The organism is Leucobacter sp. gxy201 (assembly GCF_051043335.1).
GTDB lineage: Bacteria > Actinomycetota > Actinomycetes > Actinomycetales > Microbacteriaceae > Leucobacter.
Window position 1 is genome coordinate 14,628 of the sequence record NZ_JAMXWS010000009.1, and the last position, 23,928, is coordinate 38,555.

24 protein-coding genes are annotated in these 23,928 nt (G+C 69.4%); 9 read left to right on the plus strand and 15 right to left on the minus strand.

Annotated features, from left to right (window positions below):
* The first annotated feature begins 93 nt into the window (after positions 1 to 93).
* Entirely contained in the window at positions 94 to 1,761 is a 1,668-nt protein-coding gene (locus tag NHL51_RS12525) for a glycoside hydrolase family 13 protein (RefSeq protein WP_434144255.1), read from the plus strand.
* Between the two features lie 13 nt (positions 1,762 to 1,774).
* On the plus strand, positions 1,775 to 2,791 hold the full coding sequence (locus tag NHL51_RS12530; RefSeq protein WP_434144257.1) for a LacI family DNA-binding transcriptional regulator: 1,017 nt from the start codon (positions 1,775 to 1,777) through the stop codon (positions 2,789 to 2,791).
* Positions 2,792 to 2,900: 109 nt separating this feature from the next.
* Here the strand turns inward: NHL51_RS12530 and ppgK are convergent, their stop codons facing one another.
* Positions 2,901 to 3,695, minus strand: a complete 795-nt coding sequence (gene ppgK, locus NHL51_RS12535) for a polyphosphate--glucose phosphotransferase (RefSeq protein ID WP_434144259.1) — start codon at positions 3,693 to 3,695, stop codon at positions 2,901 to 2,903.
* 70 nt (positions 3,696 to 3,765) lie between these two features.
* Positions 3,766 to 4,356: a purine-nucleoside phosphorylase gene (locus NHL51_RS12540; RefSeq protein WP_434144261.1), complete on the minus strand. Its 591-nt coding sequence runs from the start codon at positions 4,354 to 4,356 to the stop codon at positions 3,766 to 3,768.
* A gap of 384 nt (positions 4,357 to 4,740) precedes the next feature.
* Between NHL51_RS12540 and NHL51_RS12545 the strand changes: the two genes are divergently transcribed.
* Positions 4,741 to 5,043, plus strand: a complete 303-nt coding sequence (locus NHL51_RS12545) for a hypothetical protein (protein WP_434144263.1) — start codon at positions 4,741 to 4,743, stop codon at positions 5,041 to 5,043.
* Between the two features lie 92 nt (positions 5,044 to 5,135).
* Positions 5,136 to 5,627: an S-ribosylhomocysteine lyase gene (locus NHL51_RS12550; RefSeq protein WP_434144264.1), complete on the plus strand. Its 492-nt coding sequence runs from the start codon at positions 5,136 to 5,138 to the stop codon at positions 5,625 to 5,627.
* 68 nt (positions 5,628 to 5,695) lie between these two features.
* On the opposite strand, the gene NHL51_RS12555 is transcribed toward NHL51_RS12550, so the two are convergent.
* The 3 genes from NHL51_RS12555 to NHL51_RS12565 all read right to left on the minus strand — a co-directional run bounded on the left by NHL51_RS12555 (position 5,696) and on the right by NHL51_RS12565 (position 8,295).
* Entirely contained in the window at positions 5,696 to 6,040 is a 345-nt protein-coding gene (locus tag NHL51_RS12555; RefSeq protein ID WP_434144266.1) for a hypothetical protein, read from the minus strand.
* 46 nt (positions 6,041 to 6,086) lie between these two features.
* Positions 6,087 to 7,421, minus strand: coding sequence for an amidohydrolase (locus NHL51_RS12560; protein WP_434144268.1), 1,335 nt, complete (start codon positions 7,419 to 7,421; stop codon positions 6,087 to 6,089).
* A gap of 88 nt (positions 7,422 to 7,509) precedes the next feature.
* Entirely contained in the window at positions 7,510 to 8,295 is a 786-nt protein-coding gene (locus NHL51_RS12565; RefSeq protein ID WP_434144270.1) for an isoprenyl transferase, read from the minus strand.
* A gap of 114 nt (positions 8,296 to 8,409) precedes the next feature.
* Between NHL51_RS12565 and trhA the strand changes: the two genes are divergently transcribed.
* Positions 8,410 to 9,192 (plus strand): PAQR family membrane homeostasis protein TrhA, encoded by a 783-nt coding sequence (trhA, locus tag NHL51_RS12570; RefSeq protein ID WP_434144272.1) that lies wholly within the window; start codon positions 8,410 to 8,412, stop codon positions 9,190 to 9,192.
* Between the two features lie 168 nt (positions 9,193 to 9,360).
* On the opposite strand, the gene NHL51_RS12575 is transcribed toward trhA, so the two are convergent.
* Positions 9,361 to 10,107: a TetR/AcrR family transcriptional regulator gene (locus NHL51_RS12575; RefSeq protein ID WP_434144273.1), complete on the minus strand. Its 747-nt coding sequence runs from the start codon at positions 10,105 to 10,107 to the stop codon at positions 9,361 to 9,363.
* 126 nt (positions 10,108 to 10,233) lie between these two features.
* Between NHL51_RS12575 and NHL51_RS12580 the strand changes: the two genes are divergently transcribed.
* Positions 10,234 to 11,142: an NAD-dependent epimerase/dehydratase family protein gene (locus tag NHL51_RS12580; protein WP_434144275.1), complete on the plus strand. Its 909-nt coding sequence runs from the start codon at positions 10,234 to 10,236 to the stop codon at positions 11,140 to 11,142.
* A 140-nt stretch (positions 11,143 to 11,282) separates the two neighbouring features.
* Here the strand turns inward: NHL51_RS12580 and recQ are convergent, their stop codons facing one another.
* From recQ to mca, 3 genes are read right to left on the minus strand one after another with little or no spacing between them, the layout of a single operon-like run.
* On the minus strand, positions 11,283 to 13,148 hold the full coding sequence (gene recQ / locus NHL51_RS12585; RefSeq protein ID WP_434144277.1) for a DNA helicase RecQ: 1,866 nt from the start codon (positions 13,146 to 13,148) through the stop codon (positions 11,283 to 11,285).
* A gap of 13 nt (positions 13,149 to 13,161) precedes the next feature.
* A complete protein-coding gene (locus tag NHL51_RS12590) occupies positions 13,162 to 13,542 on the minus strand; it encodes a hypothetical protein (protein ID WP_434144279.1) in 381 nt (126 codons plus the stop codon).
* A complete protein-coding gene (gene mca, locus NHL51_RS12595) occupies positions 13,539 to 14,408 on the minus strand; it encodes a mycothiol conjugate amidase Mca (RefSeq protein WP_434144281.1) in 870 nt (289 codons plus the stop codon). Before mca ends, NHL51_RS12590 begins: the two co-directional genes overlap by 4 nt.
* Positions 14,409 to 14,493: 85 nt before the next feature.
* Here mca and NHL51_RS12600 point away from each other — a divergent pair, with 85 nt between their 5' ends.
* Together NHL51_RS12600 and greA are read left to right on the plus strand one after the other, a co-directional pair.
* Positions 14,494 to 14,928, plus strand: a complete 435-nt coding sequence (locus tag NHL51_RS12600) for a DUF4307 domain-containing protein (protein ID WP_434144283.1) — start codon at positions 14,494 to 14,496, stop codon at positions 14,926 to 14,928.
* A gap of 131 nt (positions 14,929 to 15,059) precedes the next feature.
* On the plus strand, positions 15,060 to 15,545 hold the full coding sequence (gene greA / locus NHL51_RS12605) for a transcription elongation factor GreA (RefSeq protein WP_434144285.1): 486 nt from the start codon (positions 15,060 to 15,062) through the stop codon (positions 15,543 to 15,545).
* Positions 15,546 to 15,944: 399 nt separating this feature from the next.
* On the opposite strand, the gene ilvA is transcribed toward greA, so the two are convergent.
* From ilvA to NHL51_RS12625, 4 genes are all read right to left on the minus strand, one after another.
* The gene (ilvA, locus tag NHL51_RS12610) at positions 15,945 to 17,186 is read right to left on the minus strand and encodes a threonine ammonia-lyase (RefSeq protein WP_434144287.1); all 1,242 of its coding nucleotides are present in this window, start codon (positions 17,184 to 17,186) and stop codon (positions 15,945 to 15,947) included.
* The gene (locus NHL51_RS12615; protein WP_434144289.1) at positions 17,183 to 18,379 is read right to left on the minus strand and encodes an AI-2E family transporter; all 1,197 of its coding nucleotides are present in this window, start codon (positions 18,377 to 18,379) and stop codon (positions 17,183 to 17,185) included. Before NHL51_RS12615 ends, ilvA begins: the two co-directional genes overlap by 4 nt.
* A 62-nt stretch (positions 18,380 to 18,441) precedes the next feature.
* Positions 18,442 to 18,741: a hypothetical protein gene (locus NHL51_RS12620; protein ID WP_434144291.1), complete on the minus strand. Its 300-nt coding sequence runs from the start codon at positions 18,739 to 18,741 to the stop codon at positions 18,442 to 18,444.
* On the minus strand, positions 18,738 to 20,054 hold the full coding sequence (locus NHL51_RS12625; protein WP_434144293.1) for an inorganic phosphate transporter: 1,317 nt from the start codon (positions 20,052 to 20,054) through the stop codon (positions 18,738 to 18,740). Before NHL51_RS12625 ends, NHL51_RS12620 begins: the two co-directional genes overlap by 4 nt.
* 248 nt (positions 20,055 to 20,302) lie before the next feature.
* Between NHL51_RS12625 and NHL51_RS12630 the strand changes: the two genes are divergently transcribed.
* Positions 20,303 to 20,581 (plus strand): mycoredoxin, encoded by a 279-nt coding sequence (locus NHL51_RS12630; protein WP_434144294.1) that lies wholly within the window; start codon positions 20,303 to 20,305, stop codon positions 20,579 to 20,581.
* Here NHL51_RS12630 and NHL51_RS12635 read toward each other — a convergent pair.
* Together NHL51_RS12635 and NHL51_RS12640 are read right to left on the minus strand one after the other, a co-directional pair.
* Complete coding sequence (locus tag NHL51_RS12635; protein ID WP_434144296.1) at positions 20,568 to 21,605, minus strand: 6-phosphofructokinase; 1,038 nt, start codon at positions 21,603 to 21,605, stop codon at positions 20,568 to 20,570. The genes NHL51_RS12630 and NHL51_RS12635 overlap by 14 nt on opposite strands.
* A 174-nt stretch (positions 21,606 to 21,779) precedes the next feature.
* A complete protein-coding gene (locus NHL51_RS12640; RefSeq protein WP_434144298.1) occupies positions 21,780 to 23,918 on the minus strand; it encodes a DEAD/DEAH box helicase in 2,139 nt (712 codons plus the stop codon).
* Positions 23,919 to 23,928 lie beyond the last annotated feature (10 nt).

Consider the following 23,928-nt stretch of genomic DNA (forward strand, 5'->3'; position numbering starts at 1 on the left):
AGTAGCACATTTCAGATTGCAGAAATGAACTGAACGATCATCTTTGTGCAAGCGCTTGCTAAAAGTGCCGCCCTATCTCTACAGTGAGCAACCATGAGCAATGAATGGTGGCGCAGTGCCGTGATCTATCAGGTGTACCCGAGATCGTTTGCCGACAAGAACGGAGACGGGGTCGGCGATCTCGCCGGGATCACCTCACAGCTCGACTCCCTTGCCGAACTCGGCATCGATGCGGTCTGGCTCAGCCCGTTCATGACGTCTCCGCAGAAAGATGCGGGCTACGATGTGTCGGACTACTGCGACATCGATCCGCTGTTCGGCACGCTCGCGGATTTCGACGACCTGCTCGCAGCCGCTCACGATCGCGGCATTCGCATCATCGTCGACCTCGTGCCGAACCACTCGTCCGACCAGCACCCGTGGTTCAAGGAAGCGATCGCAAGCGCGCCCGGCAGCCCGGAGCGCGCTCGCTACCACTTCCGCGACGGAAAAGGCGAGGACGGCTCCGAGCCCCCGAACAACTGGGGCTCCGTATTCGGTGGACCCGCATGGTCGCGCGTGACGGATTCAGACGGCTCGCCGGGCCAATGGTATCTCCACCTCTTCGATTCGACGCAGCCAGATTTCGACTGGACGAACCCCGAGGTCCGCCAGGAGTTCGAACGCATACTCAGGTTCTGGCTCGACCGCGGAGCCGACGGGTTCCGCGTCGACGTCGCACACGGGCTCATCAAGGCAGAAGGGCTGCCCGATTGGACTCCCCCAGCTGACGCCGGGAGCATGGGCGCAGGAAGCATCGAACCTGCCGAGCCGGCACCCTACTGGGCGCAGGACGGCGTCCATGAGATCTACCGCGAGTGGCGCAGGATCCTCGACAGCTACTCCGGAGCACGCGTCCTCGCTGCGGAGGCGTGGGTCGATCCGCTCGAACGCACCGCGCTCTGGGTGCGCAACGACGAAATGCATCAGGCCTTCAACTTCGCGTATCTCGAAGCCAAGTGGGATGCTCGCGCCCTGCGCGACGTGATCGATGCATCGCTGACGACGTTCGGCGCTGTCGGGGCTCCTGCCACTTGGGTGCTGTCGAATCATGACGTCGTGCGCCACGCCACAAGGCTCGCACTCACCGAAACGAATCTCCAAGGGCACGGGCTCGGCCCTCGCTCGACCGGGCTCGGGGACGAAGAAACGGGTCTCCGGCGCGCACGGGCCGCGACATCCCTGATGCTCGCACTCCCGGGTAGCGCCTACCTCTACCAGGGAGAAGAGCTCGGCCTCCCCGAAGCGATCGATATCCCCGACGAAGCGCGTCAGGATCCGACCTGGGTGCGGACAGGCGGCGAACGGTACGGCCGCGATGGGTGTCGCGTTCCGCTGCCGTGGCAGGCCGAAGCGCCGGCTGCAGGGTTCAGCCCGAACGGGGCGAGCTGGCTGCCGCAACCCGAGCACTGGGAGAACTTCGCCCGGGATGTGCAGCGCGAGGACCCCGATTCGACGCTGTCGCTCTATCGGTCTCTGCTCGCGACGCGCAGGGCCCACGAGCTCGGCGCAGGTGCACTTGTCTGGAACGACGCTGATGCAGCTGTCCTCGACTTCACGAACGGCGCTGTACGGGTCATCACGAACTTCGGAGAGCACCCCGTCCCGCTCCCCGCCGGCGAGGTCGCGCTGGTCAGCGCTCCCCTCTCTGACGACGGAGAACTTCCCCGCGACACGACAGCCTGGGTCATCCGCCCGGATGCGCGCGCACCCCGGCACTGACTAGGCTACGACTGTGACAGTAGTGGGCATCGCCGAGGTCGCGCGGCTCGCGGGCGTATCGACGGCCACCGTCTCGCGAGCCCTTTCCGGACGCGGCGCCGTCTCGGCGGCGGCGAAGCAGCGCGTCGAACGCGCTGCCGCCGAACTCGGTTATGTGGTCTCTTCCAATGCTTCGAGCCTCGCTAGCGGTCGCACCCGGAACGTCGGCGTGCTCATGCCCGTGCTCGACCGCTGGTACTTCACCACAGTGCTCGCCGGCGCGCAACAAGCACTGCTCCACGCGGGGTACGACGTCACGCTGTACAGCCTCGAAGGGGCGCATGGCGAACGCAGTCGGGTATTCGAGCATTTCCTCCTGCGGCAGCGCGTCGATGCCGTGATCGCCATCGCGCTCGAGCTCAGCCCCGAAGAGGTCGCGCGCCTCCACCAGATCGGCAAGCCACTGGTCGGCGTCGGCGGTCCGATGCCGGGGGCGCCCTCGCTCGCAGTCGACGATATCGCCATCGCACGGCTCGCGACCCAGCACCTCATCGCTCTCGGTCACGAGCGCATCGGCCACATCGGAGGCGGCCCCGAGTTCGATGCCGACTTCCATCTGCCGCTCCGTCGCCAGCAGGGATTCTCAGACGCTCTGGGAGACGCCAACCTCGCCCCGAACCCGGCGCTCGTGCGCGATGCTGATTTCACGATCGAGGGCGGATACCGGGCCGCGAAGCAGCTTCTGGGGCTGCCCTACCGCGAACGGCCGACGGCGATCTTCGCTGCATCCGACGAAATGGCCATCGGCGCGATACTCGCAGCGCGCGATCTCGGCCTCGACGTTCCCACCGATATATCTATCGTCGGAGTCGACGACTACGACCTCTCTGATTTCTTCGGACTGACCACGGTCGCTCAGTTCCCGCGCGAACAGGGAGCCCGGGCTGCTCAGCTGCTCCTCGACCAACTCGCGAACGGCTCGGCCCCGATCGATACCGCGCTTCCATTCGAGCTGCGCGTGCGTTCATCGACTACACGACCGCGCTCGTAGCACCCGCAGCGTCCGCCTGAACGAAGCCGGCATCGCACCGCTGTGCACCCCCGACTCGAACAGCATTCACCGGGCCCAAGCCGGGAGCTCGAGCCGATGCAGGGGCGGCCTACGTCGCAGCCTCTTGCGCGGCGAGCAGAGCGGCACCGACGATTCCGGCATTATTGCGCAGGCGGGCCGGAATAACCGGCACCGATACTCCTGCGAAGGGAAGGTATTCGTCTGCCGCTTTGCTGATGCTGCCGCCGAGTACGAATCGATCCGGATTCATGGTCGTCTCGAGGTGCTGGAGGTAGCGTTCCACGCGCGACGCCCACTCGGCCAGCGTGATCCCTTCCCGCTCGATCACCTTCGCTGCGGCGTGGCGCTCGATGATCGGATGGCCGTCGAACTCGATGTGCCCGAGCTCGAGGTTCGGGACGAGCGCGCCGTCGTAGATGAGCGCCGAACCGATACCGGTGCCGAACACCAGCACGAGCGTGGATCCGTCGAGGCCGGCGGCTTCTCCGAATACGACCTCAGCGAGACCGGCTGCGTCGGCATCGTTCACGACGCGGCAGTGCGCCCCTGCGGCCTCCGAGATCAATGCGGTGGCATCAGTACCGATCCAGCTCTTATCGACATTCGCTGCTGTACGCATGATTCCGCCGCGCACGACACCGGGCAGGGTCACTCCGACGGGAATGCGCGCCTCGGCCGAGATCAGATCGCCCGCGACGAGCTCGGCACGAATCGCCTCGACCATGATTCCCACCTCACGGGCAATATCCGCAGGCGTGCCGCCGATGGGGGTGGGCACCTTATGCCGGGACGTGAGCTTCTCACCGGTTTCCGTGTCGACTCCGGCCCCCTTGATTCCAGTGCCGCCGACGTCGAGTCCGATCGCAGGATGAATTTGCGCCATGATCTCAGATTTTACTGCACTTCTCTCGCCGCCACCGCAGCGGCGCCGCGTGTCACAAGCGCGCCCTGCATCAGGCCTCGCGCAGCCCCGCGTCCCAGAATTCGCGCAGCTGCACGCTCTTGCGGGCCGCGATCGCATCCCACTCGGCGTCGGTCGTCGAGCTGTCGGCGAAGTCCGACGGCACCTTGAAGATCTGCAGCGTCGCCCCGAACTTCGCGCACAGAGCCGCGTAGGCGTAACCCTCCATGTCGACGAGCGCCGCGCCGAGGCCCGCGATGCGGGTGCGCTGCTCGTCGTTCTTCACGAACTGGTCGCCGGTAGCCATGACGGCGGTGCGCACCTCGGGCAGCACGACCTCGCCCGAGGGCCGCAGCAGCGGCGACGGCAGCGAATAGTCGTGCTGCACGAGCCCCGTCACCTGGTACACGGTGTCGAGGTCGAGACGGGCGGCGCCGTCGCCGACGACGCCCGCAGTGCCGAGCACGACGACGCGCTCCACGCCGCCCTCGGCGAGCGCCGCCGCGAGCGAGACGGCGGCGTTGACCTTGCCGACGCCCGTCACGCAGTGCTCGACGTCGGCGAACGCCGTCGCCTCATCGGCGTGCGCGAACACCAGCAGGGTGCCGGTCTCCGTCACCTGCTGCGGTACCGACTGCGTCATATCGTTCTCCCCACCCCGACCCGCGGGCGTGCTCGCGCCGAACTATCGAGAACACCCGGCACTGGCTTTTATCGAAACAATGTTCTAAACTAGCATGCTGGGCACGAAACCGACCCGCGTTTTCCGCCCTCGAGCATCTCTCGCCATTCTCACGAGCAGCTGCCGGGGCGACGAAGAATCGACTCCCGCGACGGTCGCTCCGACCCCAGCGCGCATCTGAAATGCTGCGCGAATCGGCGCCTGAACGGCTCCGGCGGCAGAAGCGTCACGCACGCCCTGCACCGCCGGCCCGCCAGCGCCAGCGCCTCCGCGACCCCGCGAGATGCGCCCCACCCCACCGCTCGCCGGCGTCGTCGCCCCGAGCAGGTATCGAAAGGACACCCCATGACGACACCACCACGCATCAGATCCATAACCGCGCACGCGGGCATCGCCGCCCCGAGCCGCACGCCGTACCACTCGCTCGGCGACGGCGAGATGGTCATCCCCGACTGGGCGCAGCGCCGCTCGGTCTACCGGGCCTCGGGCCGCACGCTCTACCTCGTCGACACCGACAGCCTGGGCGCGGCCGAGGGCGACCTCACCCACCTGGACCGTTCGGGCTGGGAGGTGCAGGTCGCCGAGCACGCCGACGGGCACGGGGCGCGCATCGCGCTCACCCGTCGCGGCATCGCCCACGCGGCGTAGGCGCACCGATGATGCCCGGCCCTCCGGCCGCGCGCCGCCACACGGGGTAACACTCGTCGACGCGGCGCGCGGGCCGCCCCTACACTGGCGGCATGAGCGATGTCGAACTTGCCGAGGTCGAGAGCTTCTCCCTCGACCACACCCGCGTGCTGGCCCCCTACGTCCGCCTGATCGGCGTCGAACGCGGCCCGAGAGGCGACGCGATCTCGAACTACGACATCCGTCTCGTGCAGCCGAACGCCGCCGAGATTCCGACCGCGGGCCTGCACACGATCGAGCACACGATCGCCGGTCTGCTGCGCACCCGCTTCGACGGCCTCATCGACATCTCCCCCTTCGGCTGCCGCACCGGCTTCCACCTCATCGCGTGGGGCGAGCCGACCCCCGCCGAGGTCGCCGCCGCCATCAAGAGCTCCCTCGAAGACATCGCCGAGCGCGTCACCTGGGCAGACGTGCCCGGCACGACCGCCGAGAGCTGCGGCAACTACCGCGACCACAGCCTGCACTCGGCCCGCGAATGGGCGCGCACCGTGCTCGAGCAGGGCATCAGCCTCGACGCGTTCGACCGGTCTCAGCTCGCCTGAGGCCGGGCCGTCGCAGGCGCCGAGACGCAGCGGCTCCCTCCAGGGATCGCCGAGCGCCCGACGCCGCTTCAGTCCGCTTCGAAGATGCGCGGGGAACGGCCGTGGCGGCGTTCGTAGTCGGCGATCAGTTCGAACTCCTCGACCGCCTGCCCCCGGTGCAGGCGCTCGAGATAGGGCAGCAGCCACTCCCCTTTCGCGTTCACGAAGTGCTCCGCCCATTCGGGCGATAGCGCCTCGTCGAGCGAGAGGCACGATCCATGTGCCCCGTGGGCGTCGCCCTCCGAGACGCCCACTCTCACCGGTAACGGCACGATGCTGAGGTCGACCGAGTACGGATGCACGTACAGGGCATCGGGGTCGCGCACGAGACGGTTCGACGCGAGCTTCAGATACCGGCGCATCTGCGTCCCCACGCTCGTCTTCGTGCGCGCTCGGGCCTGCCGGGACGGAGCATCGCCCTCACCCGGCCGACGCGTTCAGGCGGGTGCGCGCTTCTCGAGCGCGGGCGCGCACGGCGTCGGCATCGAGCACGAGGTGGCGGCCGTCGGCGTACACGTGCCGTCCGCCGATGAACACGTGTCGCACGTCGGCGCCGGTCGCGGCGAAGCCGAGATGCGCGACGAGTGCTTCGGGCACGGCTGCGAGGTCGAGCGGCGCCGCAGCTGTGCCGGTGACGTCGAGCGCGATGACGTCTGCGAGGCGGCCTGCTTCGAGGGCGCCGGAGTCGGGGAAGCCGATCGCTTCGGCGCCCCTCCGCGTCGCGATGTCGAGCACATCGGCCGCGCGCACGATCGCGGCATCATGGTGCGCACCGCGCTGCAGAATCGAGGCGGTCTTGACCTCCTCGAACAGGTCGAGGGAGTTGTTGCTCGCGACCGAGTCGGTGCCGAGCGCGAGCCGCACCTGAGCACCCTGCATCTCGGGCAGCGGCGCGATGCCGTTGCCGAGCTTCAGGTTCGAGACCGGGTTATGGCTGATCGATACACGGGCCTGGGCGAAGCGCTCGATCTCGGGCCCGGTCAGGTGCACGCAGTGGGCGGCGTGCACGTCGGCGTCGAAGAAGGCGAGCGAATCGAGGTAGACGCCCGGAGTACTGCCGTACTGCTCGGTGATCTGCTCGACTTCGGCGCGCGACTCCGAGATGTGCGTGTGGATCGGGATGCCGAGCCGTAGGGCGCGCTCGCGCACGTCGCGCAGGAAGTCGGGCGTGCAGGTGTACGGCGCATGCGGAGCATAACCGACCCGCACCTGCGGGTCGGCCGCGTAGAGCTCCGCGAGCCGCTCCGTCTCGGCGAGCACGTCGGCACCCGTCCAGCTCGAAACGCCGGGGAAGGCGACATGGTCGACGTTCGAGCAGGCGAGCCCGGCGAAGACGCGCATGCCGACGTCTCGCACCCGTTCGATGAGCGCCTCGTCCCAGTAGTACATGTCGGCGAACGCGACGGTGCCCGTCTCGATCATCTCGAGCATGGCGAGGTCGAGCCCCGCCGCGAGATCGTCGTGCGTGAGCTGCTGCTCGATGCGCTGCACCGTCGCGAGCCAGGGCATGAATCCCTCGTCGTCGGAGACCGCGCGCTGCAGCGTCATGGCCGAGTGGGTGTGCCCGTTGACGAGGCCGGGCATGAGCACGTGCCCCGGCAGGTCGAGCACGGGTGCTCCCTGCGCCGCGCCGTCTCGCCGCGGCCCCGCGTAGGCGATGCGCCCATCGGCGTCGAATGCGAGTTCGGCATCGGCGATCGGGCCCTCGGGCGTCAGCATCGCGTCGGCGCGCAGCGTCATCGTCTCGGATGTCATACGACCATCATCGCCGTTCGAGGCCCGGAACGCCGCATCCGAGCACTCCGACGGGCCGGTGCACGGTCACGGGCCGGTGGGCGGCGGATCAGGCGCCGAGGCGCCGCTGCCGCGTCGAGTAGTCGCGCAGGGCGCGCAAGAAGTCGACCTCGCGCAGGTCGGGGTAGAGCGCCTCGACGAAGTAGAACTCGGAGTGCGCGGACTGCCAGATCATGAAGTCGGAGAGGCGCTGCTCGCCCGAGGTGCGGATGACGAGGTCGGGGTCGGCCTGCCCGCGCGTCCACAGGTGCTCGCCGATCTCCTCGGGGGTGAGGCGCTCGGCGAGGGTGTCGATCGTGCCGCCTTCGGCCTGGTGCTCCGCGATCACGCTGCGCACGGCCTCCGCGATCTCGCTGCGCCCGCCGTATCCGACCGCGAGATTCACGTGCAATCCCGTATGGCCGGCGGTCTTCTCCTCGGCTGCGGCGAGCGCGCTCACGAGCCCTTCCGAGAGACCCGCGCACGAACCGACGTGCTTCACTCGCCAGTGCTCGTTCTCGGAGAGCTGCTCGGCGAGCTCGCCGATGATGCCGAGCAGGTCGTCGAGCTCCTGGCGATCCCTGGCTCTCAGATTGTCGGCCGAGAGCAGGTAGAGGGTGACGGTGCGCACGCCGGCCGCTTCGGCCCAGCCGAGCAGCTCGGGCACTTTGCGGGCGCCGGCGCGATGCCCGTAGGCCGCCCGCTCCTGCAGCCGCTGCTTCGCCCAGCGCCGGTTGCCGTCGACGATCATGGCGATGTGCTGCGGCACGCGGCCCGGGTCGATCTCGCGGCGCAGCCGTCGCTGATAGAGCCGGTAGAGAAAACCGGTGCGCGGCGTCGACTGCTCAGCTGTCACTCTCAGAGTGTATCGCCCGCGGGCTGCGCTGCTGCCCTGCGTCGCCCGCGCGCGAACCTGGTGAGACCCTACATATATGCACCGCTGGGACTGTGGCCTCCATACACTCGAGGCATGACCCCACGCGGCAGCACCGATCACGATGGCCCCCGGCGCGATCGCGCCGATCACCTCGGCTCCGACCGATCGGGCACCGCCCCCGACCCCCTCTCGCTGCCGCTGCTCGACGATGCGCTCGAACAGCGGGAGACGGTCGAGGCGAAGCCGCGCTGGCGCGGCTGGATCCATACCGGCATGTTCCCGATCACGATCGCCGCCGGCATCGTGCTCATCTGCCTCGCGCACGGCCCGATCGCGAAATGGGCATCGGCGGTCTACATGCTCTCGAGCATGCTGCTCTTCGGCGTCTCGGCGCTCTACCACCGCTTCAACTGGAAGCCGCGCACGAAACTCGTGTTCAAACGCCTCGACCACGCGAACATCTTCATCCTGATCGCGGGCACCTACACGCCGATCGCCCTGCTCGCCCTGCCGCTCGACCAGGGCGTGCTGCTGCTCGTGCTGGTGTGGGTGGGGGCGCTCGTCGGCATCGGGTTCCGCGTCTTCTGGGTCTCGGCGCCGCGCTGGCTGTACGTGCCGCTGTACGTGCTGCTCGGGTGGGCGGCGGTCATGTTCCTCGTCGACATCTACCGAGCGAGCCCCGCAGCCATGGTGCTCATCATCGTGGGCGGTCTGCTCTACACCTTCGGCTCGGTCGTCTACGGCTTCAAACGCCCGAACCCGGTGCCGGGCGTGTTCGGGTTCCACGAGATCTTCCACGCGCTCACCGTGCTCGCGTTCCTCTGCCACTGGACGGCGGCGCTGCTCGTCGCGCTCGACCCCGTCTACCTGCGGTAGCCTCACGCTGTGATCCCTGGGGATCCGCACCCCTGCCTCTCTCGCCCCCTCGTTCGCGTGGAGCCCGGTGCACCACTGGAGCCCTCGGGGCGGTGAACCGGGCTCCACGACTTCGGAGACGCGCGGGCGCGACGGGCAAAGTAGGCGCAGTGGGCGCGGGAGTCGTTCTCAGCCGAGGCCGAAGCGAACGACGGTGCGGGCGACCCAGCGCTCGAGCAGCTCCTCGCCATGGCGCGCGAGGTCGGGCCCGAGCTGCTCGAAGATCTCGGCGCTGATCAAGCCGATGAGCCCGGTCCAGGCTTCGATCGCGTCGGCGGCGAAGCCAGGCGCCTCGAACGCGAGCCGCGCGAACTGCGGGAACGAGTGCTGAGCGTCGAGATCCGCCACTCCCGCGGCGAGCACCGACGCGAGGGCCGGACTCACCCGCGGGCCGTCGGGGTCGCGTCTCGCGGCGCTCCCGCCGGCGAGCGCCCCCACGAACATCGCCATGACGCGCGTGCCGGGCGAGGTCGTCTCTCCGGCAGGCGCCTCGTAGCCGGGCACCGGCGATCCGTACAGTAGCGCCCACGATGCCGGCTGGGCGATCGCCCACTCGCGCATGGCCCGTGCGAGTCGCCCGAGCCGCGTCGCATCGTCGGCGCCGGCGGGGCCCTCCGGCCGCAGCCCGACGTCGATGCCGGCTTCGACGTGGCGGGCGAGCTCGGTGTAGGCGTCGACGACGAGCAGCGTGAGCAGCGCGTCGCGGTTGGCGACGTGCCGGTAGATCGCCGACGACGCGACGCCGAGGCCGCGGGCGATCTCCCGCACTGAGAGCGCCGCGGCTCCCTTCTCCGCGAGCTGCGCCCTGCCGTGCCGCACGATGCCCGCGCGCATCAGGGATCGCGCTTCTGCGTGCGTGCGACGTGGGCGATCCATGGCTTCATGATGCCAGCGTCGGGCTGCTCGCGCAATTCAGAGATCACTGCTCTTGATTTTGTCGAGCCCTTCACGTAGATTCGTTCTCGAAATTCAGAGAGCACTGATCACAGAACATGGAGCACCATGCACTATCTCATCACTGGAGCCGGGCAGATCGGACGCCAGCTCGCCGCCGACCTCTCCGGGAGCGGACACGACGCGACCATGCTCCGGCGCGGCACGGGAGCGGTGCCCGGGGCACGAGTCCGCTCGGGCGACGCCGGGGATCGAGCGGAACTGCGGGACGCAGCATCCGGGGCCGCCGCGATCCTCCACTGCATCCACGCGCCGTACTCCGCCCGCGCCTGGCGGCAGCAGCTGCCGCAGCGCGAACAGGCGGTCATGGATGTCGCCGCAGAACTCGGCATTCCGGTCGTCTTCCCCGAATCGGTCTACGCGTTCGGGCACGGCGCCCGCCACCTCGCCGAGTCGTCTCCCATCGCACCGGTATCCCCGCTCGGAGAAGTGCGCGCCGAGCTGCTCGCGGCGCGGGCCGAACATCCGGCGCTGACCGCTTCGGTGGTCGCCTCCGACCTCGTCGGCCCGACGGCCGTCGCGCAGTCGTCGGCGATCGTCGCGACCGTGCTCGCCCCTGCGGCCACCGGGCGGCGGGTCTGGGCGATGGGCGATCCCGATGCCCCGCACGCGGTGACGTCGATCCCTGACCTCGCCCGCGCGCTGATCGCCGCGATCGCGCTCGCAAGCGCCGACGGTACGGTGCTCACCGCCCCGACACCCGCCGCCCGATCCCAGCGCGACATGGCGCGCGACGCCGCTCGCACGAACGGGTCGAGCGACCCGACCGTGAGCCCGCTCCCCCGCGCGATACTCGCTGCGGGCGGCATCGTGTCGCCCATGCTGCGCGAACTCGCGCGACAGCACTACCTCTGGGCCGCGCCGAGCGAGATTCGCCCCGGGCGCCTCACGACCGAGCTCGGCCTCGCGCCGACGCCGTGGGACCGCACGCTCGCGGAGTGGCACGCGGCGCGCTGAGCCCGGCCCGGCATTCCTCACAGGAGCAGACCCCGGTACTGCCGTGGAGCCTGAGGCACCACCGGAGTGCGCCGATCGGTGCGTGAGGCTCCACGACTCCGGATCGAGCACCCCGAGGGCCGGGCATCGAGTCGCCCCCCCTATTCGGCCGCGAGCACCTCGAGCACCGCGGCGCCGTAGCGTTCGAGCTTCACCTGACCGATGCCCGAGATCGCGAGCAGCTGCTCGTCGTTCGTCGGCAGGTGCGCCGCGAGCGCGGCGAGCGTCGCGTCGCCGAAGACGACGTACCCCGGCACGCCCTGCTCCTTCGCCTCGGCAGCACGCCACGCGCGCAGCCGCTCGAAGACCTCGGCCTGCTCGGGCGAGAGCTCCGCCGCGGCGGCCGAACGCTTCGATCCCGATGCCTGCCGACCCCCGCCGCCCGCCCGCGTCATGACCTCCTCGCGCATGTGCACGGAGACCTCGCCGCGCTGCACCGCGAGCGCCTCGGGCAGCGGTGCGAGCACACCCCATTCTCCCCGGGCCTCGAGCAGGCCGGTCGCGAGCAGATGCCGCACGACCCCGCGCCACTGCGCCACCGACCACTCCTTGCCGATGCCCCAGGTCGACAGCTCGTCGAGTCGCAGCTGAGCGACGCGCTCGGACTGCACGCCGCGCAGCACGTCGATGTGCTGGCCGGCCGCGAAGGTGCGGTTCCGCTCGCGCTGCGTGCGCACGATCGTCGAGATGAGCATCTGGGACGGCGTCGTCGCATCCCACGTCTTCGGCGGGTTCAGGCAGACATCGCAGTTGCCGCAGCCCGCGGGCCGGCCCGAAGCATCGGGCGCCGATCCCTGGCCGAAATACCGCAGCAGAAAAGCGCGTCGGCACTCGACGCCCTCGCAGAGCGCCAGCATCGCATTCAGGTGCCGGGTCTGGTTCGCGCGCGTCGCCTGATCGCCGTCGCCCGACTCGATCATCTGCCGCTGCTGCACGACATCCTGCAGACCGTAGGCGAGCCACGCCTGCGACGGCAGACCATCGCGGCCGGCGCGCCCCGTCTCCTGGTAGTAGCCCTCGATCGACTTCGGCAGGTCGATGTGGGCGACGAAGCGCACGTCGGGCTTGTCGATGCCCATGCCGAACGCGATCGTCGCGACCACCACCACGCCGTCCTCCCGCAGAAAGCGGGTCTGCGCTTCGAGCCGCTCGTGCGCGGGCAGCCCCGCGTGGTAGGCCACCGCGTCGACCCCGGCCTGGCGCAGCGCCGCAGCAGTCTGCTCGACCCGCTTGCGGCTCAGCGCGTAGACGATGCCCGCGTCACCGGCATGCTCGCCCTTCACGAACGAGATCAGCTGGGCGCGCGCGTTCTGCTTCGAATCGATGCGGTAGCGGATGTTCGGGCGGTCGAAGCTCGATACGAAGTGCTGCGCCTGCTCCAGGTGCAGCCGCTCCGTGATCTCGCGGTGCGTCTCGGGGGTCGCGGTCGCCGTCAGGGCGATGCGCGGCACATCGGGCCAGTGCTCCGCGAGCGCGCCGAGTCGCAGGTAATCGGGCCTGAAATCGTGGCCCCACTGCGACACGCAGTGCGCCTCGTCGATCGCGAAGAGCGCGATGCGGCCCCGCTCGAGCAGCTCGACCGTGCCCGGGGCCGCGAGCCGCTCGGGGGCGAGGTAGAGCACGTCGAGTTCGCCGGCCGCGTAGGCGCGCTCGACCTCGCGGCGCTCATCGAGGCTCAGCGCCGAATTGAGCGCGGCCGCACGCACCCCGGCGAGTCTCAGCGCCGCGACCTGATCGTGCATGAGCGCGACGAGCGGTGACAGCACGATGCCCGTGCCCTCGCGCACGAGCGACGGGATCTGGTAGCAGATCGATTTGCCGCCGCCGGTCGGCATGAGCACGACCGCGTCGCCGCCCGCGATGACGCGGCGCACGATCTCCTCCTGCTCGCCGCGGAAGGAGTCGTAGCCGAACACCTCGGCGAGCACCTCGCGCGGGTCGCGGCCGACGTAGCTGCCGACGCTCATCGAAAGCTTCCGCCTACTGCTGAGGGGTCGCGGGGTTCCCGGGGCGCTCCGGACTCCCGGATCCCTCGGGGTCCTCGGGGCCGTCGGGGCCCTCGGCCGAGGCACCGGACGCACCCTCGGAACCGGCAGTGCTCGCGTCGCCCGCCGCACCTGCCGCGCCCGCCGCCGCGTCGCGCTCGGCCAGTTCGAGCGCGATCTGCTCGCGCGCATCATGTCGGTACTGGTTGCGACGGAGCTTGCGCACGAGCAGGAACCCGAGCCCGATCACGAGCAGCGCGAAGAGCCCGGTGACGAGGAAGCCCGCCACCCCCGGCGACACGATGTTCGGGTCGAACTCGGTGTCCTCCTCCGCAAGCTTCGCCGCCACGGTCCACACGCTCAACGGCATGCTCATGCGTTCTCCTCCTCGATCCCCTGGAACAGGTCTGCTTCGAATGCGCTCGTCGCCACGCGCGACGCCGCCAACCGGTAATCCTCGAACGGCCACGCCTCGCGCTGCAGCTCGTTCGGCCAGAAGAAGAACGGGCTGTCGGGCGGCACCTGGCTCGCGTGCGCGCGCAGCGCTGCGTCGCGGCGCTCGAAGAATCGGCCGACCTCGATCTTCGCCGTACTATCGGAGGGGCGCAGCGAGAACCGCTCAGCCAAGTCGGTGAACTGGCCGATGAGCGGCGACTCGGGGTCGCGCTCCTGCAGAGTCTCGAGCATGCGGCTGATGCGATCGGCGTTGAAGATCGACTCGTAGTACATCTTCTTGATGGTCCACGGCGCGCCCGCTTCGGGGTAGCTCTCCGCATCGCCCGAAACCTCCCAGGCCAGCTTCGAGATCTCGTGGCAGCGGATGTGGTCGGGGTGCGGGTAGCCGCCCTGCTCGTTGTACGTGATCATCACATGCGGGCGGAACTCGCGCACCACGCGCACGAGGGCCTCGGCCGACACCTCGGTCGGAATATCTGCGAACGACCCGGCAGGGATCGCTTCCCCCTCATCGGGCAGCCCCGAATCCTGGTAGCCGAGCCAGCGGTGCTCGAAACCGATGATGCCCTGCGCGCGGGCCATCTCATCGCGGCGCAGGCCGGCGAGATCGCGGCGGCTCTTCGGATCGCGTGCGACGAGGTCGTTGAGCACGTCGCCGCGCTCGCCGCCGGTGCAGCTGACGATCAGCACTTCGGCGCCCGCATCGAGGTAGTGCGCGTACGTCGCGGCTCCCTTGCTCGACTCGTCGTCGGGGTGCGCGTGCACGGCGATCAGCCTGAGCGTCATTCGCGTCCTTTCACAAGTGCCTCCCGGGCGACCCCGATACGCTGGCACAGGCATCAAGTCTACCCAGCACACTTCGGAGGTTTCCGTGTCGGAGGCGCATCCCCCCGTTTCGGGCGCTTCGGCGACGCACGACCTCGACGACCGCTACGGCACGCGCCGCAAGGGCCGCTTCGACCGGCGCTTCGCCTGGGCCGCCGCAGTGCTCATGGTGCTCGGCGGCGCCGGCTATCTCATCTGGAGCGGCTGGGAGCAGACGACTCAGATCGAAGCGCAGGACATCGCCTTCTCCGCCGCCAGCGACTCCGAGGGCACCGTCAAGTTCATGGTGAGCGGGCCCGCCGAGACTCCGATCGCATGCGCGATCGAAGCCCTCAGCCCGTCGAAGGCGACCGTCGGGTGGAAGGTCATCCTCGTGCCGGCGTCGGCCGAGCGCTCCCACACGATCACCACGCGCATCTTCACGACGACGCCCGCGACCGCCGGTTACGTGAAGGAGTGCTGGGCCGTCGAAGCCGCGTAGCCCCGCGCGGCTCCACGGTTTTCCCGGCCGCACCTGCTAATCTGAGGCGACGCCCTGAGGTTCTCAGGGCGTTTGCGTTACCCGCCCCTGCGGCCTGACGCAACGGACCCACACGGAAACGAGGAGCACCGATGGCCGAGCCTGCACAGACCTGGTTGACGCAGGAAGCCTTCGATCGTCTGCAGACCGAGCTCGATGAGCTCTCGGGCCCCGGACGACGCGACATCGCATCCCGCATCGAAGCGGCGCGCGAAGAGGGCGACCTCAAGGAGAACGGCGGCTACCACGCCGCGAAAGACGAACAGGGCAAGATGGAGGCACGCATCCGGGACCTCGAAGAACTGCTCAAGCACGCCGTCGTCGGCGAAGCGCCGCAGGCGAGCGGCATCGTCGAGATCGGCACCGTCGTCACGGCCGAGATCTTCGGCGACGAGGAGCGCTTCCTGCTCGGCAGCCGCGAGCTCGCCGACGGATCGGACCTCGACGTCTACAGCGCGGACAGCCCGCTCGGTCTCGCGATCATCGGCATGAAGATCGGTGAAGAGGCGAGCTACGAGGCCCCGAACGGCAACCGGATCCCCGTCAAGATCCTCGCCGTGGAGACCTACGCCGGCTGACGCCCCGGCAGATCGCGAGAGGCCGCTTCCGACGCTGTCGGGGGCGGCCTCTCGCGATTCTCGCTTCGCGCCGTGCGCTCGTTCGGATGTGAGCGCTCGTTCGGATCTTCCGGCCGCTGTTCGTCCGAATGAGCTCGCAAATCCGAGCGAGCTAACGGCAGGGCACACCGCCGGCCGCAGTGGCGGCCGCGAGCGCCACGGCGCGACACTGCGCGTCGCGCTTCTAGTAGCGCTCCACCCCGCGCAAAGCTCCGTGGGCCGGCCGCTGTAGCGGCCGCGAGCGCTATGGCGCGACACTGCGCGTCGCACTTCTAGTAGCGCTCCACCCCGCGCAAAGCTCCGTGGGCCGGCCGCTGTAGCGGCCGCGAGCGCCACGGCGCGACGCTGCGCGTCGCGCTTCTAGTAGCGCTCGCCCACCCTGACGGTGTAGCCGGCATCGCGCAGCGCCTGCGCCACCGCATCGCCGTGCGCGTGGCCGCGGGTTTCGATGTGCAGCTCGAGCTCGACCTCGCTGACCGGCAGCTCGGTCGCGTGACGGGTGTGAATCACTTCGACGACGTTCGCGTTCTGCTCGGCGACGATCGTGGCCGTGCGCACGAGCTGGCCCGGCACGTCGGGCAGCAGGATGCGCAGCTTCATGTAGCGGGCCGACGCCGCGAGACCGTGGCCGATGACGCGCTGCAGCAGCAGCGGGTCGATGTTGCCGCCCGAGAGCACCGTCGCGGTGACGCCCTGGGCCTTGACTTTGCCCGACAGAATCGCCGCGACTCCGGCCGCACCGGCGGGCTCGACGACGAGCTTCGCCCGCTCGAGCAGCATGACGATCGCACGAGCGATATCGTCGTCGCTCACCGTGACGATCTCGTCGACGTGATCGCGCACGATCGCGAACGTGAGATCGCCCGGCCGCGCCACGGCGATCCCGTCGGCGATGGTCGGCTTCGTCTGGATCGTCACCGGGTGACCGGCGTCGATCGACGGCTGGAAGGGCGCAGCGTTCTCGGACTGCACGCCGATGATGCGCATCGGCCGCCCCTCGCGCTGAGCCCGCAGCTTGGCCGCGAGCGCGACGCCCGAGATGAGGCCGCCGCCGCCGATCGGCACGATGATCGTCTCGACGTCGGGGCGGGTCTCCAGGATCTCGAGGGCGACCGTGCCCTGCCCTTCGATGACCGCGGGGTGGTCGAAGGGCGGCACCATGATCGCGCCCGTCTCCTCCACGAACTTCTTCGCCGCGACCTTGGTGTCGTCGAACGTCGCGCCCTCGAGCACCGTGTCGGCGCCGTAGCCGCGGGTCGCCTGCAGCTTCGGCAGCGCGACGCCGCGCGGCATGAAGATGGTGGCCTTGATGCCCAGCTCGCGCGCCGCGAAGGCGACGCCCTGAGCGTGGTTGCCCGCCGAGGCCGCGACGACGCCGCGGGCGCGCTCCTCCTCGGTGAGCTGCAGCAGGCGGTTGTAGGCGCCGCGCAGCTTGTAGGCGCCCGTGCGCTGCAGGTTCTCGCATTTCAGGAAGACCTGCGGTACATCGAGCACTTCGGCTAGATATCGTGACGACTCAAGAGGTGTGCGCTGAGTAATCTTGTGGACCACCCCGAGCGCGCGTTCGAAGTCTTCGAGAACGGGGGCACCCTCAGTCATCATCTTCCTTCCTTGCGCCGCAGACTTGCGACATGCTTTGCCCGGTTCCGGGCCCGTTGTGAGATCTTGTCGAGACGGTGGTACTCGGCGACGGGATCCGTGCCGGCCTCCCACTCTTTGCGGACCAGCGTGTTGACGATCGAGTTCGCCGCTGCGGCGAGCGGCACCGCGAAGAGGGCGCCCGGGATACCGGCGAGCAGCGCGCCGGTCGACACGGCGAGCACGACGCCCAGCGGATGCACGCGCACGGCGCTGCCCATCACGAGCGGCTGCAGCACGTGGCCCTCGATCTGATTGACGAGGATCACGACGCCGAGCATGATGAGGGCGTTCACGGGACCGTTGTAGACGAGCGCGATGAAGGTCGCGAGCAGTCCGGTCGTGATGGCGCCCAGGAACGGGATGAACGACCCGAGGAAGACGAGCACTGCGATCGGGATGGGCAGCGGCACTCCGAGCAGGGCCGCGCCGACGCCGATGCCGACCGCGTCGACGAAAGCGACGAAGATCTGCACGCGCACGTACTGGCCGACCGACACCCAGCCCGAACGGCCGGCCGCCTCGACCGGCGCGTGCGCGCGGGCGGGCAGGAAGCCGAGCACCCAGAACCAGATGCGCTTGCCGTCGATGAGCAGGAAGATCAGCGAGAAGAGCGTGAGCAGCATGCCCGTCACGAACTGGCCGGCAGAGGTCGCGACGCCGAGAGCGCCGTTCCAGATCTCGGACTGGTGATCCTCGATCGTCTTCATCAGCTGCGCGGTGAACGCGTTGACCTCGCGCACGTTGATGCCGAACGCGTTGTTCTCGATCGATTTCAGCAGCTCCCACCACACCTCTTCGGTGCGCGCGGCGAGATCGCCGAAGCCCTTGCGCAACTGCGTGACGATCAGCGCGACGAGCACGGTGACGCAGGCGATGAACGCGACGAGCGCGGTGACGACGCCGAGCCAGCGGGGCGCGCCGCGGCGCTCGAACCAGCGCACGATCGGCGCGAGCAGCGCCGTCAGCAGAATGGCGACGAGCAGCGGGATGACGATGATGCGCACCTGCACGATGAGCCAGAGCGCCCCCGCGCAGGCCATCCCGATGAGGATGAGGCGCCACGACCAGGCCGCGGCGACGCGCACGCCGAGCGGTAGCTCGTGCTCGGCGTTCACCGGCTCCCGGGGTGCGTCGTCGCTCGTTGCCTTCTCCACGGGATCATCCTAGCGAGCGGCGCGTACCGTTCTCTTCATGCGATTCGCAGCCGGGCGGCGCGTCACCAGAAGTGGAGGGCCGGAATGATGAGGAAGATGCCGACCAGCACGACGAGCACCGACAGGCCGAAGCAGATGTTCGCGGCGACGGTCGCCCACCGCGGGCGCCCCAGGTCGTCGACGTCGTCGTCCTCCTCATCGCGCGAGGGGCCGTTCGGTTCGTAGGTGCCGTCAGCCCGCGGCACGGGAGGCGCCGGGGTAGCGAGGAAGCGGATGCCGAGCGAGTAGAGCGCGACGACGAACACCGCGGCGAACAGCGCGGCGGCGAACACGAGGACGAAAGCCAGCCAGTCGATGTTCATCGGTTCCCTCCCTTCGCGCCGCGCTTCGCGGCCTTCTTCGCTGCAGCGGCCTCGGCGGCCGCGAGCTTCTCGGCCTCGCGGGCCGCGCGATCGTCGCGCACGGCCGACTGCGCGACCGAGGTCAGGTCGCCCGTGTCGAGCTGGCTCTTCTTGAGGCGGTTCTTGCGGATGCGCACCGCGTACCCCGACTCCGCGACATCGGGCACAGGGATCGCGTTGTCGGCGTCGACCTTGTTGCGGCTCGAGCGCCAGAAGATGAACAGGATGAAGGCCAGCCCGACGACGGCGTCGATGATGACGCCGACGGTGCCGAGGTGGGCGATCAGCGCGGCGACGGCGCCGACGATGCCCGAGGCCGGGAGCGTGAAGAGCCAGCCGAGGCCGATGCGGCCGACGGCGCGCCAGCGCACGCTCGAGCCGCGTCGCCCGAGGCCCGAACCGATGACCGAGCCCGACGCCACCTGCGTGGTCGAGAGCGCGAAGCCGAGATGGCTCGACGCGAGGATGGTCGCGGCGGTGCTGGTCTCGGCGGCGAAGCCCTGGGCCGGCTTGACCTGGGTCAGGCCCGCGCCGAGCGTGCGGATGATGCGCCAGCCGCCCGAGTAGGTGCCGATCGCGATCGCGAGGGCGCAGGCGATGATCACCCAGAGGTGGGGGCCGGTGCCCGGATCCTGCATATTCGCGGCGACGAGGGTGAGCGTGATGACGCCCATCGTCTTCTGCGCGTCGTTCGTGCCGTGGGCGAGGGCGATGAGCGAGGACGACGCGATCTGCGCGTAGCGGAAGCGCCCGCGGCCGTCCTTCTTGCCGTCGTGACGACGCGTGATCGCGTACGCGACGCGGGTGGCAGTGAAGGCGACGATGCCCGCGGTGAGCGGGGCAGCGACCATCGGGATGAGCACCTTCGACAGGAAGACGCCGCCGTTGACGGCGCTGATGCCGGCGCCGACGATCGCCGCGCCGATGAGGCCGCCGAAGAGCGCGTGCGACGAGCTCGACGGCAGACCGTAGAGCCACGTCACGAGGTTCCACACGATGGCGCCGATGAGCCCGGCGAAGATCATCTCGGGCGAGATCAGCACCCCGCCGTCGCCCTCGTTGATGAGGCCGCCCGAGATCGTCTTCGCCACCTCGGTCGAGAGGAAGGCGCCGACGAGGTTGAGGATGGCGGCCAGCAGAACGGCCGTCTTGGGCTTCAGCGCGCCGGTCGCGATGGGCGTGGCCATCGCGTTGGCGGTGTCGTGGAAGCCGTTGGTGAAGTCGAAGAAGAGCGCCAGTACGATGACCAGCAGCACGATGATGGTGAGTTCCACCGGCGTCTTTCGTTAGATACGGGCTCAGGGTCTAGGTTCGACACCTGCCACTCGAATTTCACGAACTGTTCAGCGAAACCCGTTGACACGCGCGCTATTCATGGTTCCACCTTGTCAGCACATGGTCAAGCCGAGCCCCGCGAGTTCACTCGGCGTTCACTTCACGCCGCGGCCCCAGCGACCGCTCGTAGACTGGCGGTACACGACCGCACGCACTCCGGCCCGACGGCCGGCGTTAGGAGCACCAGATGAGCACCCCAGAACTCGGCGATTTCACCCCGGCCGACGGCACCATCACGATGTTCTCGACCGAGTGGTGCGGCTACTGCAAGCGCCTATCGCTCATGCTGAACAAGACCGGCGTCGACTATACCGTCGTCGATATCGAGAAGACTCCGGGCACCGAAGAGCTCGTGAAGGCCGTCAACGGCGGCAATGCGGTCGTACCGACCGTCGTCTTCCCCGACGGCACGACCGCCACGAACCCGTCGCTGCAGGAGGTGCAGGCGCGGCTCAGCCGAAGTTGAGCCGCGCTTCGGCGTAGCGCGTCTCGGGCACCATCTTGAGGTGCCCGACCGCGCGTTCGAACGGCACCATCTCGATACGGTCGCCGTGCAGGCCCGCCATGGTGCCCCAGAGGCCCGCCTCCGCCGCATCGGCGGCCGCGATGCCCGACCGCGTCGCGAGCACCCGGTCGAACGCCGTCGGCGACCCGCCGCGCTGCACGTGCCCGAGCACGGTCGAGCGCGATTCGACGCCCGTGCGCTCCTCGATGAGCGAGGCGAGCACGTCGGCGACGCCGCCGAGCCGCGGCCGGCCGAACCCGTCGAGCCCGTCGCGCGTGACGGCCTGGTCGATGCCCTCGAACTTGAAGCCCTCGGCGACGACAACGAGCGACGAGCGGCCGCGATCCCTGACGCTCAGCACCCATTCGCAGATCTGCTCGATCGATTCGGGGAACTCGGGGATCAGGGTGACCTGCGCGCCGCCCGCCATGCCCGCGTGCAGCGCGATCCACCCGACGTCGCGGCCCATGACCTCGAGCACCATGCAGCGGCGGTGGGAGTCGCCGGTGGTGCGCAGGCGGTCGATCGCTTCGGAGGCGATGGAGACGGCCGTATCGAAGCCGAAGGTGTAGTCGGTGCCGTCGAGGTCGTTGTCGATGGTCTTCGGCAGGCCGACGACCGGGATGCCGGCCGCGGTGAGGAGGCTGCCGACGGTCTGCGTGCCGTTGCCGCCGATCAGCATGAACGCATCGATGCCGTATTCGGCCATGCGGGCGCGGATCTGATCGATGGTGACCTCGTCGCCCTGCTCGGTGAGGAAGGGCTGCACTCGGCTGGTGCCGAGCATGACGCCGCCGAGCGGCGAGAGCCCGCGCACGGCGGGGCGGTCGAGCGGAATGAGATCGCCCTCGTGGAAGCCGCGCCAGCCGTCCATGAAGCCGACCATCTCGAAGCCGTGCACCTCGACGGCGCGCAGCACGGCGCCGCGGATCGCCGCATTCATGCCCGGACTATCGCCACCTGAACAGAGAACGCCGATGCGCACTGGTCCCCCACTTCTTCACCATCGAGACGCGGATGTCCCGATAACCCATCCCATGCTAGCGATGGCGGTAACTATCCGAATAGATGCAATCGCGCCAACTTCGGGACCGAAGCTGCCAGGGGCGCGCTTCGGTCGGCGGTCCGGAGCGGGCCGGTGTCGAGCGCCCCGCCCGGCTCAGGCGGTCCGATCCCCCAGCGCGCCCTGCAGCACGCCCATGAGCGCGCGCAGCTGCACCGAATCCTCGTCCTCCTCGGGCGCCGCGGCGCCGTCGAGGGCGCGGGCCGCGAGACCGGCCTTGCCGTCGATGAGCTCGGCGATCTTCGCGTCGATCGTCTGGGCGGCGATGATGCGCCACGCGGTCACCGGCTCGTCCTGGCCGATGCGGTGCACGCGGTCGATCGCCTGCGTCTGCTCGGCGTCCGTCCAGCTGAGCTCGGCGAGCACCACGTTCGACGACGCCTGCAGGTTGACGCCCACGCCGGCCGCGGTCAACGAGCAGACGGCGACGGCGACGTCGGGGTCGTTGTTGAACGCGTCGATCTGCTCCTGCCGGAAGGCGGAGGTCTGGTCGCCGCGGATCGACACCGTCTTGAGCCCGGCCTCGGCGAGCTGCTGCTCGACCCGATCCATGACGTCGATGTGCTTCGCGAAGAACACGACCTTCCCGACCGAGCGGGCGAGCTGCGCCGCGTAATCCGCAGCGAGCCCGGCCTTCGCCTGACCGATCTGGCGCACCATCGTGAACACGTTCAGGCCGTCGGCCGAGGCGTTCGCCTCCTCGAGCTCCTGCGCGCACACCATGCGGATGATGGCGTCGTCGCCGAGCTTCTGGCCGAGCTTGCCGTTCTTGACGGCGGTGAAGCGGTCGACGAGCTTTCGCGCCAGTTTCGCCTCCGCGTCGCGGATGCCGCGGCCGAATTCGTCGTCGAGCTCGACGGGCAGGTCGACCACGCGCTTCGCGGGGAGGTCGGCGGCGACGTCGACCTTGCGCCGCCGCACGATGCCCATGTCGATGACGCTCTGGCGCGCTTCGGGGTAGAACGCCGGGTCGGCCGGGGTCCAGCCGTTGTTCTCGAGCTTCGCCATCAGCTCGGGGCCGGGCTTGTCGGCGTCGGTCCAGCCGAGGAAGCGCCAGATCGCCCGGAAATCGTCGATGTCGTTGATGAGCGGGGTGCCCGTGAGCGCGATGAGCAGCGGCGAGGCGCCCGGCGTGCGCTCGCGGATGCTCTCCGCGAGCCGCAGCACGTTGCGCGAACGCTGCGACTGCACGTTCTTGATCATGTGCGCCTCGTCGACGACCATGCCTTTGAAACCGAATCGCGAGATCCAGCTGAGGTGGCGGTCGAGAATCTCGTAGTTCACGACGAAGACGTCGGCGAAGGGATCGAGGCCCTGCCCGTCGCCGTGGATGACCGTGACGCGGCGCTGCGGGGTCCAGCGCTGGGCCTCGCGGGCCCAGTTCATCTTCACGACGTTGGGCACCACGACGAGCAGCGGGTAGGCGTCGGCGACGGAGGCCGCGAGCACCGACTGCGCGGTCTTGCCGAGGCCGGGCTCGTCGGCGAGCAGGAAGCTGCGATGCCCGTCACCGACGCTCGCGAGGAAACGGGCCTGGTGCGGCATGAGCTCGAGGCCCGCGGGCGCGAGGCGGTCGGGCACGGGCGGCTCGGGCAGCTCCATGCAGGCGGCCGCTCCGCCGCCCTGCTCGAACGCCTTCAGCATCGGCGAGAACAGCTCCCAGTTCGCGAGGCGCACGACCGGGGTCGGCTGCTTCGGCGGGGTGAGCACCGGGCTGAGGAAGGGGTTCGCGAGCATGCGGCCGTCGATGCCGGTCGGCTCGACCTGGCGCTCGGCGAGCTCGGGCGGCACGTAGGCCTGCACCGGCTTCGTCTCGGCCTCGGGCAGCTCGGGCAGCTCGATGCCGGCCTGGGTCAGCATCTTGCGCTTGAGCAGGCGGGTCGCATCGGTGATCGGGGCGGCCGGCTCGAGCAGCGTGATGAGGCTCGTGTCGCGCGCCGCGGTCTTCGCGAGGATCGCTGCGACGCCGTCGAGCCGCTTCAGCGTCTCGGCGCGCTCGGCCTCGCTCACGTTCTCGTCGGTCTTCACCCGTGCGCGTTCCTCGCGCATGAGCAGCGCGATGACATGGAACTTGGTGCGGCCCGCGGGCGAGGCCTTGCCGCGCTGCGCCGATGCTTCGACCTCGCGCACGGCGCGGGCGAGCAGCGGGATGATGCCCTCGTTGTGGCTGTGCTTACGACGCGCGCTCGCGCGTCCCTTCGCGCCCGAGTGGCGCGTGGCAGTGGTGGTTGCCAATGCGTCTCCT

Coding starts and splice junctions, on each gene's coding strand:
- NHL51_RS12525 (WP_434144255.1), top strand. CDS start 94: ATGAGCAATGAATGGTGGCGCAGTGCCGTGATCTATCAGGTGTACCCG.
- ppgK (WP_434144259.1), bottom strand. CDS start 3,695: ATGGCGCAAATTCATCCTGCGATCGGACTCGACGTCGGCGGCACTGGA.
- NHL51_RS12540 (WP_434144261.1), bottom strand. CDS start 4,356: ATGACGCAGTCGGTACCGCAGCAGGTGACGGAGACCGGCACCCTGCTG.
- NHL51_RS12545 (WP_434144263.1), top strand. CDS start 4,741: ATGACGACACCACCACGCATCAGATCCATAACCGCGCACGCGGGCATC.
- NHL51_RS12550 (WP_434144264.1), top strand. CDS start 5,136: ATGAGCGATGTCGAACTTGCCGAGGTCGAGAGCTTCTCCCTCGACCAC.
- NHL51_RS12560 (WP_434144268.1), bottom strand. CDS start 7,421: ATGACATCCGAGACGATGACGCTGCGCGCCGACGCGATGCTGACGCCC.
- trhA (WP_434144272.1), top strand. CDS start 8,410: ATGACCCCACGCGGCAGCACCGATCACGATGGCCCCCGGCGCGATCGC.
- NHL51_RS12575 (WP_434144273.1), bottom strand. CDS start 10,107: ATGGATCGCCCACGTCGCACGCACGCAGAAGCGCGATCCCTGATGCGC.
- NHL51_RS12580 (WP_434144275.1), top strand. CDS start 10,234: ATGCACTATCTCATCACTGGAGCCGGGCAGATCGGACGCCAGCTCGCC.
- recQ (WP_434144277.1), bottom strand. CDS start 13,148: ATGAGCGTCGGCAGCTACGTCGGCCGCGACCCGCGCGAGGTGCTCGCC.
- NHL51_RS12590 (WP_434144279.1), bottom strand. CDS start 13,542: ATGAGCATGCCGTTGAGCGTGTGGACCGTGGCGGCGAAGCTTGCGGAG.
- mca (WP_434144281.1), bottom strand. CDS start 14,408: ATGACGCTCAGGCTGATCGCCGTGCACGCGCACCCCGACGACGAGTCG.
- greA (WP_434144285.1), top strand. CDS start 15,060: ATGGCCGAGCCTGCACAGACCTGGTTGACGCAGGAAGCCTTCGATCGT.
- ilvA (WP_434144287.1), bottom strand. CDS start 17,186: ATGATGACTGAGGGTGCCCCCGTTCTCGAAGACTTCGAACGCGCGCTC.
- NHL51_RS12620 (WP_434144291.1), bottom strand. CDS start 18,741: ATGAACATCGACTGGCTGGCTTTCGTCCTCGTGTTCGCCGCCGCGCTG.
- NHL51_RS12630 (WP_434144294.1), top strand. CDS start 20,303: ATGAGCACCCCAGAACTCGGCGATTTCACCCCGGCCGACGGCACCATC.